Annotated in this window: 15 protein-coding genes; 1 reads left to right on the top strand and 14 read right to left on the bottom strand. The window is 70.2% G+C overall.

Annotated elements, in window-relative coordinates; translation table 11 throughout:
- Positions 1-66: 66 nt before the first annotated feature.
- The 7 genes from DEJ31_RS02060 to DEJ31_RS02090 all read right to left on the bottom strand — a co-directional run bounded on the left by DEJ31_RS02060 (position 67) and on the right by DEJ31_RS02090 (position 5103).
- On the bottom strand, positions 67-861 hold the full coding sequence (locus tag DEJ31_RS02060; protein WP_110902142.1) for a F0F1 ATP synthase subunit delta: 795 nt from the start codon (positions 859-861) through the stop codon (positions 67-69).
- A 2-nt stretch (positions 862-863) separates the two neighbouring features.
- Positions 864-1427 (bottom strand): F0F1 ATP synthase subunit B, encoded by a 564-nt coding sequence (locus DEJ31_RS02065; RefSeq protein ID WP_110902141.1) that lies wholly within the window; start codon positions 1425-1427, stop codon positions 864-866.
- Positions 1428-1436: 9 nt separating this feature from the next.
- Positions 1437-1676 carry an ATP synthase F0 subunit C gene (atpE, locus tag DEJ31_RS02070; protein WP_110825114.1) on the bottom strand — a complete coding sequence of 80 codons (240 nt, stop codon included), beginning with the start codon at positions 1674-1676 and terminating at the stop codon, positions 1437-1439.
- A 61-nt stretch (positions 1677-1737) separates the two neighbouring features.
- A complete protein-coding gene (gene atpB, locus DEJ31_RS02075; RefSeq protein ID WP_181421444.1) occupies positions 1738-2598 on the bottom strand; it encodes a F0F1 ATP synthase subunit A in 861 nt (286 codons plus the stop codon).
- Between the two features lie 104 nt (positions 2599-2702).
- On the bottom strand, positions 2703-3182 hold the full coding sequence (locus DEJ31_RS02080; protein WP_111121079.1) for a hypothetical protein: 480 nt from the start codon (positions 3180-3182) through the stop codon (positions 2703-2705).
- Positions 3179-4432 (bottom strand): MraY family glycosyltransferase, encoded by a 1254-nt coding sequence (locus DEJ31_RS02085; RefSeq protein ID WP_111121080.1) that lies wholly within the window; start codon positions 4430-4432, stop codon positions 3179-3181. The genes DEJ31_RS02080 and DEJ31_RS02085 overlap by 4 nt, the downstream gene beginning before the upstream one ends.
- Entirely contained in the window at positions 4429-5103 is a 675-nt protein-coding gene (locus DEJ31_RS02090; protein ID WP_111121185.1) for an L-threonylcarbamoyladenylate synthase, read from the bottom strand. The genes DEJ31_RS02085 and DEJ31_RS02090 overlap by 4 nt, the downstream gene beginning before the upstream one ends.
- A gap of 38 nt (positions 5104-5141) precedes the next feature.
- Here DEJ31_RS02090 and DEJ31_RS02095 point away from each other — a divergent pair, with 38 nt between their 5' ends.
- Complete coding sequence (locus DEJ31_RS02095) at positions 5142-5813, top strand: HAD family phosphatase (RefSeq protein ID WP_258366080.1); 672 nt, start codon at positions 5142-5144, stop codon at positions 5811-5813.
- Between the two features lie 31 nt (positions 5814-5844).
- Here DEJ31_RS02095 and prmC read toward each other — a convergent pair whose 3' ends face one another.
- The 7 genes from prmC to lysA all read right to left on the bottom strand — a co-directional run bounded on the left by prmC (position 5845) and on the right by lysA (position 15072).
- A complete protein-coding gene (gene prmC, locus DEJ31_RS02100; RefSeq protein ID WP_111121082.1) occupies positions 5845-6717 on the bottom strand; it encodes a peptide chain release factor N(5)-glutamine methyltransferase in 873 nt (290 codons plus the stop codon).
- A 5-nt stretch (positions 6718-6722) separates the two neighbouring features.
- Positions 6723-7805, bottom strand: coding sequence for a peptide chain release factor 1 (gene prfA, locus DEJ31_RS02105; protein WP_110902136.1), 1083 nt, complete (start codon positions 7803-7805; stop codon positions 6723-6725).
- 3 nt (positions 7806-7808) lie between these two features.
- Positions 7809-10004 (bottom strand): transcription termination factor Rho, encoded by a 2196-nt coding sequence (gene rho, locus DEJ31_RS02110; RefSeq protein ID WP_111121083.1) that lies wholly within the window; start codon positions 10002-10004, stop codon positions 7809-7811.
- Positions 10005-10149: 145 nt separating this feature from the next.
- Positions 10150-11139, bottom strand: coding sequence for a homoserine kinase (gene thrB, locus DEJ31_RS02115; RefSeq protein ID WP_111121186.1), 990 nt, complete (start codon positions 11137-11139; stop codon positions 10150-10152).
- A 32-nt stretch (positions 11140-11171) separates the two neighbouring features.
- Entirely contained in the window at positions 11172-12251 is a 1080-nt protein-coding gene (thrC, locus tag DEJ31_RS02120; RefSeq protein WP_110902134.1) for a threonine synthase, read from the bottom strand.
- Positions 12252-12314: 63 nt separating this feature from the next.
- On the bottom strand, positions 12315-13622 hold the full coding sequence (locus tag DEJ31_RS02125; RefSeq protein ID WP_111121084.1) for a homoserine dehydrogenase: 1308 nt from the start codon (positions 13620-13622) through the stop codon (positions 12315-12317).
- 28 nt (positions 13623-13650) lie between these two features.
- Positions 13651-15072: a diaminopimelate decarboxylase gene (gene lysA / locus DEJ31_RS02130; protein ID WP_111121085.1), complete on the bottom strand. Its 1422-nt coding sequence runs from the start codon at positions 15070-15072 to the stop codon at positions 13651-13653.
- Between the last annotated feature and the right edge of the window lie 43 nt (positions 15073-15115).

Raw genomic sequence — 15115 nt, forward strand, 5'->3', positions numbered from 1 at the left:
GAGGGTGATGCTGCCGGGCGGGGCAGTTCCCGTTGTGGACTTGGAGGGACGAGTCCGACCGTACGCTCAGCCGGCGAGTTGCAGACGGAGGTCTGCGAGCCGCGTCGCGACGGTGCCGTCGATGACGTCGCCGCCGACCTGCACGCGGACCCCGCCGATGACCGAGGGGTCGACGACGCGGTTCACGGTGATGTCCCGTCCGTAGCGCTGCGCGATCCCCCGGGCGACACGAGCCGCCTGGTCGTCGGACAGCGGCGTCGCCGTGATGACCGTGGCGACGAGCTTGTCCGCCTGGTCCGCGACGATCCGGGAGGCGTCACGCACGATCTCGCCGATGCGGCGGCCGCGGGGCTGCTGCACGAGGTTCGACACGATGGTGATCGTCTGCTGCGACACTTTGCCGGCCAGCAGACGCTCCGCGAGGGAGCCCTTCTGGTCGGCGCTGCCGAGCTTGGTCCCGAGCGCGAGCTCGAGTCCGGCGTCCGAACGGACCGCGGTCTCGAAGGCGAACAGCTCGGCCTCGATCGAGGTCGACTGGTCGGCCGTCGCGGCCACGGCGCGGACCGCTGCGTCCTCGATGCCGGCGAGCAGGTCACCCTGCGACGACCAGCGCGAACCGGCTACGGCGGCCAGGACGGCGCGCGTGGCGTCGCTCTGTCCGGCGAAGACCCGGTCGATGAGGACCTTCTTGCCCGCGGTGTCGGCTGTCGGGTCGGCGAGCAGGTTGAGCAGCTGCGGCGCCCGGGCGATCGCTCGCCCGGAGGCGAAGATCTGTGCTCCGACGCCCAGGTCGACGGCACTGCCGAGGTCGGCGAGCACCGCCCTGGTGGACGTCATCGCTTCACGGGTGGCGCTGCGCATGCTCAGTGCTCCGTTCCGGCCGACGTCTGGGCACCCTGCGACGACTCGAGGTCGGCGAGGAAGCGGTCGACGACGGCGGTCGCCTTGGCGTCGTCCTGGAGGGACTCGCCGATGACACCCGACGCGAGGCCGAGTGCGAGCGTGCCGACCTCGGAGCGGAGCGACTGGAGCGCGCTCTGGCGCTCTGCCTCGATCTGCGCCTGGGCGTTCGCGGTGATGCGTGCGGCGTCGGCGCTGGCCTGCTCGCGGACCTCGTTGCCGATCGCAGTGGCGTCGGCGCGGGCCTGCTCACGGATGCGCGATGCCTCGGCGCGCGCATCAGCCAGCTGCTTGTTGTACTCGTCGAGCGCAGCAGCGGCCTGTTCCTGGGCGGCTTCGGCCTTCTTGATGCCGCCTTCGATGGCCTCGGTGCGCTCATCGAGCATCTTCGTGATCCGCGGCGTGACGACACGCCACATCACGATGAAGATGATGACGAAGGCCACCGCGGACCACACGATGTCGTACACCGGTGGGATCAGCGGATTGTGGGTCTCCTCCGCCGCGATGATGAGTGCAGTCTGCATCGAGATGCCTTACTGGGCGGTGAAGATGAAGTACGTCGCGATGCCGATGAAGGCAAGGGCCTCGGTGAAGGCGATACCGATGTACATGAGGGTGGTGAGGCGACCCTGGAGTTCGGGCTGGCGGGCCACGGACTCGATGGTCTTGCCGACGACGATGCCGACGCCGATGGCCGGGCCGATCGCAGCGAGGCCGTAGCCAACCGTCGCGATGTTGCCGTTGATCTCCGCGAGAACGGTCGTTGCGTCCACGTGTTTTCCTTTCGAAGTGCGGGTCCGACGAGTGTCGGTCCCGTAGGGGGTCAGAAGGGTGTCAGTGCTCGTCAGCCAGCGCGAGCTGGATGTAGACGGCCGTCAGCAGCATGAAGACGTACGCCTGGAGCAAGCCGACGAGGACTTCGAAGAAGCTGAAGGCGATGCCGAACGCGAGCGTCCCGACACCGAACAACTTGAAGAGGCTCTCCGTGTCGAAGAAGAAGAACCAGGTCGCCGAGAAGAACAGGACGAGGAGCAGGTGCCCGACGACCATGTTCATCAGGAGTCGCAGCGTCAGCGTGATCGGACGGAGCACGAAGGTCGACACGATCTCGATCGGCGTCACGATGATGTACAGCGGCCACGGCACCCCGGGCGGGAAGAGCGAGTTCCGGAGGAACGTGCCCGGGTGCTTGCGGAGGCCGGCGTAGATGAACGCGACGTAGGCGACGATCGCGAGGATCATCGGCATCGCGATGCGGCTGGTACCGGCGATGTTCATGAACGGGACGAGTCCCGTGAGGTTCATGAACAGGACGCCGAAGAAGATCGTCGCGAGGAGCGGCAGGAAACGCTTGCCGTCCTTCTCACCCAGGTTGTCGAAGGTGTTCCGACGGACGACGTCGAAGGCGTACTCGATGAATGCCTGTCCACGGTTGGGGACCAGCTTGAGCGCGCGGGTTCCGGCGAACGCGAAGACGAGGAGCACGGCCACCGCGAAGAAGCGGATGAGGACGATGCGGTCCATCTCGAACGCAGTACCGGCGAAGAAGATCGGGTCCGGGAAGAACTCGTTGATCGACGGACCATGGAACTCGGCGGCCTTGCTGCTCCCCGCCGCGACGGGGTTACCCGCAGCGATGAGGGACAGGGGAAGAGCGTGGGATAGCAGCGCTGTCTCCTGTGTCGGGGCGCGCACGCATGGCACGCGGAGGTGGACTGATGTGGAGGCTTGCCCGTCCGAGCTCATGCTCCGGCAGCGGGCTCCCGAAGCCTATCAGGTGTGTGCGGCTTCTCGGGCTCTCAGGCAGCGGGGCCGTGATCCTCAGCATCCGTTCGGTCTCCCGGCAGGCTGACGCCGATCGGGACGCGCGCCCGTGCGATGACGGTGACGTCGATCACGAGCGAACCGATCACCCCGATGATGATCGCGATCGCGAGGACGGGCGTGTTGACCCAGTCGCGGTCCTTGAGTGCCACGAGCACGACGATGAACAGGACGAACTTCACCAGGAAGGTGCCCATGATCGTGCCGAAGAAGGCGCCGGAGATCATCTGACCACCGGAGAACCGGATCGCCAGGAGCACGCTGACCGCGGTGAGCCCGCAGAACACGACGCTCATCACCGCACCGATCAGCCCGCCGGTCAGACCGGGGCCGCCCGCGACGAACCAGCCGACGACACCCCCGACGATGGCGAGGGCACCGGCGAGGACCGCGCCCTGCAGGAGGATGCGGCGGAACACCGGCCGGACGTGGTCGAGGCCGTTCGGGGTGGTCACGAGGGGTCTCCAGAGATCGGGTGGGACGAGGGGCGGGTGGGTGCGTCACGAGTTGAGGCGGCGCGGTCCAACGGGTCGAGACTGGCGTCCACCGCTCCCCCGTTCCGGGCGGTCGTCTGCGCGGCGATCTCCACGCGCTTGCGTCCGAGCGGCGCGAACGTGGCGATGGCGCACACCGTGAAGCCGACGGCGACGAAGGCCGTGACCCACCACCAGTTGACGAAGAGGAACAGCAGGCAGCCGAACGCGACGGTCGCCGTCCACGCGTAGAAGACCAGCACCGCGTGGAAGTGCGAGTGCCCCATGTCCAGCAGGCGGTGGTGCAGGTGCTTCCGGTCGGCGGAGAAGGGTGACTTGCCGGCACTGACGCGCCGGACCACGGCGAGGGCGAAGTCCAGGATCGGCACGACGAGGATCGCGAAGGGCAGCAGGATCGGGATGAACGCCGGCAGCAGGTCGGTGCGGGTGCGCACGGCGGCCGGGTCGATGTTGCCCGTGATCGACACCGCGCTGGTGGCCATCAGGAACCCGACGAGCAGTGCGCCGGCGTCACCCATGAACAGCTTCGCGGGGTGCCAGTTGAGCACGAGGAACCCGGCACAGGCACCGACCAGCACCGCGGTCAGCAGCGACGGCAGGTTGAAGAAGAACTCCGTCTCGACCACCACGCGGTTGATGAAGAACGTGTAGAGGAAGAACACCCCACCTGCGATGATCGCGACGCCGGCGACCAGACCGTCCAGGCCGTCGATGAAGTTGACCGCGTTCATCACCAGGACGACGGCGAGCACCGTGAAGATCAGGCTCATGTAGGACGAGCCGACGCCGAGCGTGTTGCCGATCGGCAGTGAGACGATCGCGACGCCCTGCCACGCGAGGATGCCGGCGGCGATGATCTGGCCCGCGAGCTTCGTCATCCAGTCGAGGTCCCAGATGTCGTCCGCGACGCCGAGCACCACGATGATCGTCGCCCCGGCGAGGACCGCCAGCACTCGCCCCGGCTCCGCGAAGACGAGCCGGAAGTAGTCCTGCCCGGCGATCGCCGGGAAGAGGAACCACGCGCAGAGCAGCGACACGATCACGCCGAGGAACATCGCGATGCCGCCGAGCCTCGGCGTCGGGGTGCGGTGCACGTCCCGTTCGCGGACCTTCGGGTACCACCTGTACTTGATGCCGAGCTTCCAGACGAGCCAGCTCACCAGGAAGCTCACGACCGCCGAGATGACCCCCGCGAGCAGGTAGAACTTCACCGCACGAGGTCGTCCCCGACGACCCGCCTGATCTCGTCGTCGGAGATCACGCCGTGGCGCACGATCCGCAGGCCGTCGCCCGCGGCCAAGCCGGTGGCGTCGACGATAGTGGAGCCGGTCGAGGAGGCGGTGCCCTCGTGCACGGGGATCGCGCCTCCGTCGAGGTACACCGCGATGCTGTCGCCGAGCATCCGTTCGGCGTCGTCGATGTCCATCGCGGCGGGGTCACCGGTCGAGTTCGCGGACGACACTGCGAGCGGTCCCACTTCCTGCAGGAGCTCGAGCGCGATGCGCGAGTCCGGCATCCGGAGCGCCACGGTGCCGCGCGTCTCGCCGAGGTCCCAGTCGAGGGACGGCTGCGCGCGGAGGATGACGGTGAGACCGCCGGGCCAGAACTCGTCGACGAGTCGTCGCACCGCTTCGGGGACCTCGCTGGCGAGGGCGTCCATCGTCGCCACGCCCGGGATGAGCACGGGCGGCGGGGATTGACGCGTCCGGCCCTTCGCGTCCAGGAGGCGCTGCACGGCCTGCGCGCTGAACGCGTCCGCGGCGACGCCGTACACGGTGTCGGTGGGGACGACGACGAGTTCACCGCGACCGAGGGCGGCTCGGGCGAGCCGCATCCCGGTGAGGAGCCCGTCGGGGTCGGAGCAGTCGTATCGGGAAGCCATGACCTGCACGATGATAGTGCGCGAGGATGGGGGGCATCGTGAACGAGACGCCCGCGCCCCCACTCCTGTTCCTCTTCGACATGGACGACGTCCTCGTCCGCTACGACTGGAAGACCCGCATGGCCGGACTCTCCGAGCTGACGGGACACGACTTCGTCGAGCTCCGGCGCCGCTGGTGGGACACCGGCAGCGAGCAACGTGCCGAGGCGGGGCACTTCGCGGACGGCGACGAGTACCTGGCCGCCTTCCAGGAGGCCATGGGCTGCGACGTCGACGAGGCCGAGTGGGCCCGGGTCCGGGGCGCCGCGATGACCGAGCTTCCCGACCGGCTCGAAGCGGTCCGGATCGCCAAGGAGCACGGCCGGGTGGCGCTCCTCACGAACAACGGCCCGTTGGCCGGACGCTGGCTGCACGAGTGGGTGCCGTCCCTGCCTCCGCTGTTCGGCGAACACCTGGACACGTCGAGCAACTTCGGTGCGCGCAAGCCCGAGCAGGACGTCTTCCGCCGGGTGCTCGAGCACCACGGCGTCCCCGCGGAGCGGACGTTCTTCGCCGACGACATGCCGGAGAACGTCGCCGGCGCTCGGAGTGTCGGCATCACAGCCGTCCTGGTCGAGCACGACACGGACCTGCGGCACGCGGTTCGGACCTTCGTCGCGGCGCACGAGACCACGCCCGTCCCGACGAACGCTCAGCCGGCCCCCGCCTGACCGCCGACCGGGAGGCCCGACCCGCGTCCGCCTAGCGCGTCGCGGTGGTCGTCCGGTCGCGCCCGGTGAGGTCGACGTGCGTCTCCGGTGATCGGAAGCCGCGCGCTGCGAGGACCGCTCGGACTCCGGCACCCTGCTGTTCGGCGTGCTCGACCACGAGGAGACCACCGGGCACGAGCAACCGCCAGGCGGTCTCGGTCAGTGCCCGCACGGCGTCGAGGCCGTCGGGTCCGCCGTAGAGCGCGAGTGCCGGGTCGTGGTCGCGGACCTCGGGGTCGATCGGCACCGCGTCGTCCGGGACGTACGGGGGGTTCGACACGACGACCGAGACCTGTCCGTCGAGCTCTGGGAACGCATCGGCGAGGTCGCCCTCGACGAGTCGCACGGTTCCGCCGTGGGCGTCCACGTTGCGGCGGGTCCACGGCAGGGCCTCGGCCGACCGCTCGACGGCGTACACGACGGCGTTCGGGACCTCGGTGTCCATGGCGATGGCGATCGCACCGCTCCCGGCGCCGAGGTCGACCGCGATCGGCTCCGGGAGCGCGGTGGCGCGGAGCGCGTCGATGCCGAACTGCACGACCGACTCGGTCTCGGGTCGCGGCACGAACACCCCCGGTCCGACGGACAGGGTGAGCGCGCGGAAGTGGGCTTCGCCGGTGACGTGCTGCAGTGGTTCGCGGGTGACACGTCGCGCCACCGCGTGCCGGAAGCGTTCGACGTGCTCGGCGGCGATCGCTCCCCCGGTCAGCGCCCGGGCCTGCACCGCGCCTCGGGAGGTGTCGGTCGCCCACGCCAGCAGCAGCTCGGCGTCGACCTGCGGCGTGGGCACACCCGCTGCCGACAGCGCCGCGACCGCCTCACGCAGGAGGCGGTCCGCGGCGAACGTCGGCTGCGGGAGGTCCACGCCGCTCAGGCGTCCTGGTCGCCGATGGCAGCCAGTCGAGCCTCTTCGTCCGCCGAGATGGCGGACTGGATGACCGGCTCGAGCGCACCGTTCATGACGCGGTCGAGGTCGTACGCCTTGTAGCCGGTGCGGTGGTCCGCGATCCGGTTCTCCGGGAAGTTGTACGTCCGGATGCGCTCCGAACGGTCCATCCCGCGGATCTGCGACTTGCGCGCGTCCGAGGCCAGGGCGTCGAGCTCCTCCTGCTGGCGCGCGAGGATCCGGGCACGCAGGACGCGCATCCCCGCCTCCCTGTTCTGCAGCTGCGACTTCTCGTTCTGCATCGCGACCGTGATGCCCGTCGGGAGGTGCGTGATGCGCACCGCGGAGTCCGTCGTGTTGACGGACTGCCCACCCGGACCGGACGACCGGTACACGTCGATCTTCAGGTCGTTCTGGTTGATCTCGACCTCTTCGGGCTCGTCGACCTCGGGGAAGACGAGCACCCCCGTGGTCGAGGTGTGGATGCGACCCTGCGACTCGGTCTGCGGCACCCGCTGCACACGGTGCACACCGCCCTCGTACTTGAGGTGCGCCCACACGCCCTGGGACGGGTCCGTCGTGTTCGACTTGATCGCGACCTGGACGTCCTTGTACCCGCCGAGGTCGGACTCGGTGCGCTCGAGGAGCTCGACCTTCCAGCCCTTGCCCTCGGCGTAGTGCGAGTACATCCGGAGCAGGTCGGCCGCGAACAGCGCCGATTCCTCGCCACCCTCGCCGCCCTTGATCTCCATGATCACGTCACGGCCGTCGTCCGGGTCGCGCGGGATGAGGAGCCGGCGGAGGCGCTCCTGGCGTTCGGCCAGCTGCCCCTCGAGCCCGGGGACCTCTTCCGCGAACGCCTCGTCCTCACGCGCGAGTTCCCGGGCGGCGGCGAGGTCGTCCCCCGCCGCCTGCCAGGCTTCGTACGCGGCCTTGATCTGGCTGAGTTCGGCGTAGCGCCGGTTGACCTTCTTCGCACGGGCCGGGTCGGCGTGGAGCGCGGGGTCCGACAGCTGCTGCGTCAGTTCCTCGTGTTCCGCCAGCAGCCCTGCCACCGACTCGAACACGCGTTACTCCTGGTGGCCGTTGCCGTGGTGACCGCTGGTCGCCGGCACCGACTTCTGGATCTGGACCAGGAACTCGACGTTCGACTGCGTCTCCCTGAGGTTCCGCAGCACCACGTCGAGCGCCTGCTGCGGGTCGAGCCCGGCGAGGGCACGACGGAGGCGCCACGTGATCGCGACCTCGTCGGCGGAGAGCAACTGCTCCTCCCGACGGGTCCCGGAGGCGTTGATGTCGACGGCGGGGAAGATCCGCTTGTCGGCCAGGTGACGGTTGAGGCGGAGCTCCATGTTGCCGGTGCCCTTGAACTCCTCGAAGATCACCTCGTCCATCTTCGACCCGGTCTCGACGAGGGCGGTGGCGAGGATGGTCAGCGAGCCGCCGTTCTCGATGTTGCGGGCGGCGCCGAAGAAGCGCTTGACCGGGTAGAGCGCAGCCGAGTCCACGCCACCGGAGAGCACGCGGCCCGACGGCGGGGTGGCGAGGTTGTACGCCCGGCCCAGACGGGTGATCGAGTCGAGCAGCACGACGACGTCGTGGCCGAGCTCCACCAGGCGCTTGGCACGCTCGATGGCGAGCTCGGCGACCGTGGTGTGGTCCTCGGCCGGTCGGTCGAAGGTCGAAGCGATGACCTCGCCCTTCACGGTGCGCTGCATGTCGGTGACCTCTTCGGGACGCTCGTCCACCAGGACGACCATGAGGTGCGCCTCCGGGTTGTTCTTCGAGACGGCGTTCGCGATCGCCTGCAGGACGACGGTCTTGCCAGCCTTCGGCGGGGAGACGATCAGGCCGCGCTGGCCCTTGCCGATCGGCGACACGAGGTCGATGATCCGCGTCGACAGCTTCGCCGGCTCGGTCTCGAGGCGCAGACGCTCGTTCGGGTACAGCGGAGTGAGGTCCTGGAAGTCGACGCGGGCGGCGGCCTCGTCGGCGGTCTGGCCGTTGATCGTGTCGATCTTGACCAGTGCGTTGTACTTCTGACGGCTCTGCTGCTCGTTGTCACGCGGCTGCTTGATCGCGCCGACGACAGCGTCGCCCTTGCGCAGGTGGTACTTCTTCACCTGGCCGAGGGAGACGTAGACGTCCTCCGGCCCCGGCAGGTAGCCCGTGGTGCGGACGAAGGCGTAGTTGTCGAGCACGTCGAGGATACCAGCGATCGGGATGAGGACGTCGTCCTCGGTGACCTCGGGCTCGAACTCGTCGTTCTGGCCGCCGCGACCGCGCTTGCGGTCACGCTGCCGGCGGGTGCGCCCGTTCTCGGCTTCCTGCTCTGCGGCGCGCTGCTGCTCGCCACGCTGCTGTTCCGGCTGCTTCTGGTCCTGCTGCTTCTGATCGCGCTGCGCGTCGCGCTGGTCCTGCTGCTTCTGCTGGCCGTTCTGCTGCTTGCCGTTCTGCTGCTGGGCCGGCTTCTGCTCGGGCTCGGCCTGCTGCTGGGCGGGCTTCTGCTCGCCCTGGTCGGCCTGCTCGGCGTTCTGTCCGCGGCCACGACCGCGGCCACGGCTGCGCCGGCCTCGACGGGCGCCGCCCTCGGACTGGTCGCCCTGGTCGGCCTGGTCGTTCTGCTGGCCCTCGTCCTGGCGGGCGTCGTCCTGGACGGCGTCCTGGTCGCCCTGCTCGACGGCGTCCGCGACCGGGACCTGGGTCTCGGCGGTGGCACCGCGTGACTCCTGCGTGTCGGCCTGCTGCGCCTGACGGTCGCGTCCGCGTCCACGACGCTGGCCACTCTGGGCGGCTTCCTGGGCGTCCTTCTCGGCACGGACCTGGTCGAGACCGGCGAGGAGGTCCTCGGTGCCGGTGTGCCCGGCGTTGGTGTGCGAGACCGCGGCGGTCGGCTCGGCGGTGACCGTGCCTCCCGAGGTGACGCGGCGGCTGCGACGGCCGCGCGGTGCGGACTCGGCGGGGGCCTCGGAGGCCTGCGCGGCCGGAGCCTGCGCGGTGTCGACCTGCGTGACGGGCGCCTCGGCGGCTGCCGGTGCGACCTCGGCAGCCGGGGTGCCGGTGCCGGCGCCGTCGAGGACCGGCGTCTCCGAGGCAGACGCCTCGGCCGGTCGCTTGTCCTCGATCGACGCGATCAGGTCGCCCTTGCGGAGCTTCGAGAGCCCGGTGATGCCGAGGGACGAAGCGATGCGCTGGAGCTCCGGGAGACGGAGCGTGCGCAGGTCAGTGGGGATCTCCACCGAGGTGGAGGTGGTGACGTCGGTCACGATGCTGTTGTTCCTTCCGACCGCAGAACGCGGAGAGTTTCCACCGGTCCCGTGGCAGCGTGCAACGGCCGTCGTTCAGACGACGGACCGGGAACGGTGATCTGGCCAAGAACGGTGATCTGGAGAGAGTGCCCCACGCACCGGATCAGGCTGGCGGTCGACCGTGGATGGTCGAGGCCTGCGCGAGATCGGCTTCGAGCGTCGGGAGCGCTTTCACTGTAGCACCACCCAGATCGACGGCCAGCATGAGCGGGCGCCAGGTGGATTCGGCGTGTCGCTCGACCAGTTCCGCGGCGTCGAGACGCTGTGCCGGATCACTGCCCATGACCAGGAGGCTCGGTCCGGCACCCGAGACGACGGCGGCCAGACCGTGCTGCCGGAGCAGGCCGATGAGGGCGTCGGTCTCCGGCATCGCGCTCGCCCGGTAGGCCTGGTGGAGCCGGTCCTCGGTCGCGGCGAGGAGCAGTTCCGGGCTCTGGATGAGTGCCGCGACGAGCAGCGCCGACCGGGAGACGTTGAAGGCCGCGTCCTCGTGCGGCACCGTCATCGGCTGCAGGGAGCGAGCGAGCTTCGTCGAGAGCGTCGACGTCGGCACGAACACGACCGGCGAGACACCGCGGTGCACGAGCAGCCGCTTGTGTGCCGGACCGTCCGAGGTCATCCACGCGATCGTCAGGCCGCCGAACAGGGCCGGGGCGACGTTGTCCGGGTGCCCCTCCATCTCGGTCGCGAGGGTGAGCAGGGTCGCGGCGTCCAGGTCGACCATGCCCTCGAGCAGGCCACGAGCCGCCATCAGCCCGGCGACGATCGCCGCTGCCGAGGACCCCATGCCGCGTCCGTGCGGGATGGCGTTCGTGGCGTGCAGCTCGAGCCCCGGCTGCGCGACCCCGGCGTGCTCGAGGCCTCGGCGGACGGCCCGGACGACCAGGTTCGTGTCGTCCGTCGGGACCTCGCCCGCGCCGACACCGTCGATGGTGACGGTCGCGCCGGGCTCCGAGCGGACGCGGACGACGACCTCGTCGTAGAGGGAGAGCGCCAGCCCGAGGGAGTCGAAGCCGGGTCCGAGGTTCGCCGACGTCGCCGGGACGCGCACGCGCACCGCCCGTCCGGCCGGTACAGCGTCGTGGGCGGTCATGCCCTCCCCCGGTCCGGACGAGCGGTCGGCGTTCACCGCGCGCTGACCAGTCCGAGCACGTCGGCGATCGCCGCGGTGTCGACGGGGACGCTCGTCGGCGCGACCTCGCCACCGTCCTGGGTGCGGAGTGCCCACTGCGGGTCCTTGAGTCCGTGACCGGTCACCGTGATGACGACCGTCGCCCCCTTCGGGATGACGCCCGCGTCGGAGCGCTCGAGGAGCCCGGCGACGCCGATGGCCGAAGCGGGCTCGACGAACACGCCGACCTCGGCGGACAGCAGGTGGTGCGCCGCCAGGATCGCCTCGTCCGAGATTGCGCCGAAGTAGCCGTCGGTCTCGTCACGGGCCTCCAGCGCGTACTTCCACGACGCCGGGTTGCCGATGCGGATGGCGGAGGCGATCGTCTCCGGGTGCCGGACGACCTCGCCGTGCACGATCGGGGCCGAGCCCGCCGCCTGGAAGCCGAACATGCGCGGCATCTTGGTGGAGCGGCCCGAGGCCACGTCCTCGCGGTAGCCGCGGGAGTACGCCGTGTAGTTGCCGGCGTTGCCGACCGGCAGGAAGTGGAAGTCCGGCGCGTCGCCGAGGACGTCGACGACCTCGAAGGCGGCGGTCTTCTGCCCCTCGATGCGGTCGTTGTTCACCGAGTTGACCAGGTGCACCGGGTAGTTGGCGGACAGGTCGCGCGCGATGTCCAGGCAGTCGTCGAAGTTGCCCTGCACCTGCAGCAGCTGGGCGTCGTGGGCGACCGCCTGGCTGAGCTTGCCCATCGCGATCTTGCCCTCGGGCACGAGCACGGCGGCGGTGATCCCGGCGTGCGTCGCGTACGCTGCGGCCGAGGCGCTGGTGTTGCCGGTCGAGGCGCAGATGACGGCCTTCGCGCCGTGCTCGACGGCCTTCGAGATCGCCATGGTCATGCCGCGGTCCTTGAAGGAGCCGGTGGGGTTCATGCCCTCGTACTTCACGTACACGGTCGCGCCGGTGCGCTCGGAGAGTCGACGCGCCGGGATCAGCGGGGTCCCGCCCTCACCGAGCGTCACGATCGGGGTCGCGTCGGTCACGTCGAGTCGGTCGGCGTACTCGCGCAGGACTCCCTGCCACTGGTGGGCCATCAGGCTTCTCTCTCTGTCCGGTGGATCGGTGTGGATGGGTCTGTCGGGAGGCGCGTGCCGGCGTCAGGCGCCGACGAACCGCAGGACGCTGGTCACGTCCAGGACGACGTCCTCGCCGCGGAGTGCGGCCACGGTGTCGGCCAGGTCGGCTTCGCGCGCCAGGTGCGTGCCGATGACGAGCGTCGCGGTCCCCTCGGTGGCGCCCGTGGTGGTCTGCTCGACGGTCTCGACGCTGACGCCGTGGGCCGCGAGCACTCCGGCGACGGTCGAGAGCACACCGGGTGCGTCCGACACGTGCAGGGAGATCTGGTAGCGGGTGCGGACGGTTCCGATCGGGAACACCGGCAGCGCGGACCGCGTCGACTCGGCGACACCCGGGCCGCCGATCACGTGCCGTCGGGCCGCGGACACCAGGTCGCCCAGGACCGCGGACGCCGTCTCGACCCCGCCGGCTCCGGCGCCGTAGAACATGAGGTCACCGGCGGCCTCGGCCTCGACGAACACCGCGTTCTTCGCGCCGTGGACGCTGGCCAGCGGGTGCGACTCCGGCACCAGTGCCGGGTAGACACGGGCGCTGACGCCTTCGCGGCCGTCGGCGTCGGTGAGACGCTCGCACGTGGCGAGGATCTTCACGACGTAGCCGGCCTTGCGGGCGGCGCGGACCTGCTCGATCGTGACCGAGGTGATGCCCTCGCGGTGCACGGCGGCGAGCGGGACCGAGGTGTGGAATGCGATCGAGGCCAGGATCGCGGCCTTCTGCGCGGCGTCGTAGCCCTCGATGTCCGCGGTCGGGTCGGCCTCGGCGTACCCGAGCTCCGTCGCGGTGGCCAGGGCGTCCTCGAACGTCGCGCCCTCGCGGTCCATCAGGTCGAGGATGAAGTTCGTCGTGCCGTTCACGATGCCCATGATGCGCTCGATGCGGTCACCCGCGAGCGAGTCGTGCAGCGGTCGGATGATCGGGATCGCCCCGGCGACGGCGGCCTCGTAGTAGAGCTGCGCGCCGACCTGCTCGGCAGCGGCGAAGAGCTCCGGACCATGGGTGGCGAGCAGCGCCTTGTTGCCGGTGACGACGTCCGCACCGGACTGCAGCGCCTGCAGCACGAGCGTGCGGGCGGGCTCGATCCCCCCGATGAGTTCGACGACGATGTCGGCGCCGAGGATGAGCGAACCGGCGTCCGTCGTGAACAGCCCCCGCGGCAGGTCGACGTCCCGCTGGGCGTCGACGTCGCGCACGGCGATCCCGACGAGTTCGAGGCCGGCGCCGGCACGCGTGGCGAGCTCCGGTCCGTGCTCGAGCAGGAGTCGTGCGACCTGGGAGCCGACCGAGCCGGCTCCGAGCAGTGCGACGCGGACGTTGCGGTATTCGATCATCTGGTGGGGGTCTCTCCGGGTCGGGTTCTCAGGCGTCCGTACCGGTGTCGGGTACCGGCACGACGCCCGTGTCGCGGGCGAGGAGGTCGTCGACGCTCTCGCCCCGCACGAGGATACGGGCTGCCCCGTCGGCGACTGCGACGACCGGCGGACGGCCGACGTGGTTGTAGTTGCTCGCGAGGCTCCAGCAGTAGGCACCGGTCGCCGCCACGGCGAGCAGGTCGTCGCGGTGCACGTCGCCGGGCAGGTACTCGTCGTGGACGACGACGTCACCGCTCTCGCAGTGCTTGCCCACCACCCGGGTGAGCACCGGGTCCGCGTCCGAGGTCCGCGCGAGCCGCGCCGTGTAGTCGGCTCCGTAGAGCGCCGGCCGGACGTTGTCGCTCATCCCGCCGTCCACCGAGACGTAGGTGCGCGTCGCGGCGAATCCGTCCTCGGAGTCGACCGTGACGGGCTTGATCGTGCCGACGCGGTAGAGCGTGACGCCGGGTGGGCCGACGATGTACCGGCCGGGCTCCACGGCGATCTCGGGCACCGGGATGCCTCGGGACGAGCACTCGTCCGCGATGATCGCGGCCAGGGCGTCGGCGACGTCCTCGGGTTCGAGGGCGGAGTCGGCCTCGGTGTAGTCGATCCCCCAGCCGCCGCCGAGGTTGAGCTCCGGCACAGGACCCGACTCGACGAGCATGGCGTGCACGTCCATGAGCCGACGGGCGGCCTCGCGGAACCCGCTGTCGTCGAAGATCTGCGATCCGATGTGGGAGTGCAGCCCGACGAAGGCGAGCGAGGGCTCGGCACGGACGGCGGTCGCCGCCTGTACCGCCTCGGACAGCGGGATGCCGAACTTCTGGTCTTCCCGCGCGGTGGCGAGGAACTCGTGTGTCGAGGCGTGCACGCCGCTGTTGATCCGGATGCGGACCCGCTGCGTCACCCCGGCGTCGGCGGCGATCCGGGCGACGCGGCCGATCTCCTCGTGGCTGTCGAGCACGATCGTGCCGAGGCCGACCGCGACGGCGCGCTCGATCTCGGAGTCCGACTTGTCGTTGCCGTGGAAGCCCATCCGTGCCGGGTCGACGCCCGCGGCCAGTCCGACGGCGAGTTCGCCCATCGTGCAGACGTCGAGCCGGAGGTCCGCGTCGGCCATCCAGCGCGCGACGTGCGTCGTCCAGAAGGCCTTCGCCGCGTAGTAGACGTGTGCCCGCGTACCGATCCGGGTGAACGCGTCGGTGAAGGCGTCCCGCACGCGGACGGCACGCGACTGCACGTCACGCTCGTCGACGACGTAGAGAGGAGAACCGAAGCGCTCGACCAGCGCGTCAGCAGCGACTCCACCGATCGCGAGCATGCCCTCGTCGGTACGGGTCGCGGACGCGGGCCAGATCCGGTCCACCAGTTCGGAGGCGTCCGCCGGGTACCGCAGTCGCGGCGGCGCAAGGGGGTTCTCGCTCACGGGACCCGATCCTATCCGGCCGGGGCGTCCCTCCCGGCCATGT

The organism is Curtobacterium sp. MCPF17_031 (assembly GCF_003234035.1).
Taxonomy (GTDB): domain Bacteria; phylum Actinomycetota; class Actinomycetes; order Actinomycetales; family Microbacteriaceae; genus Curtobacterium.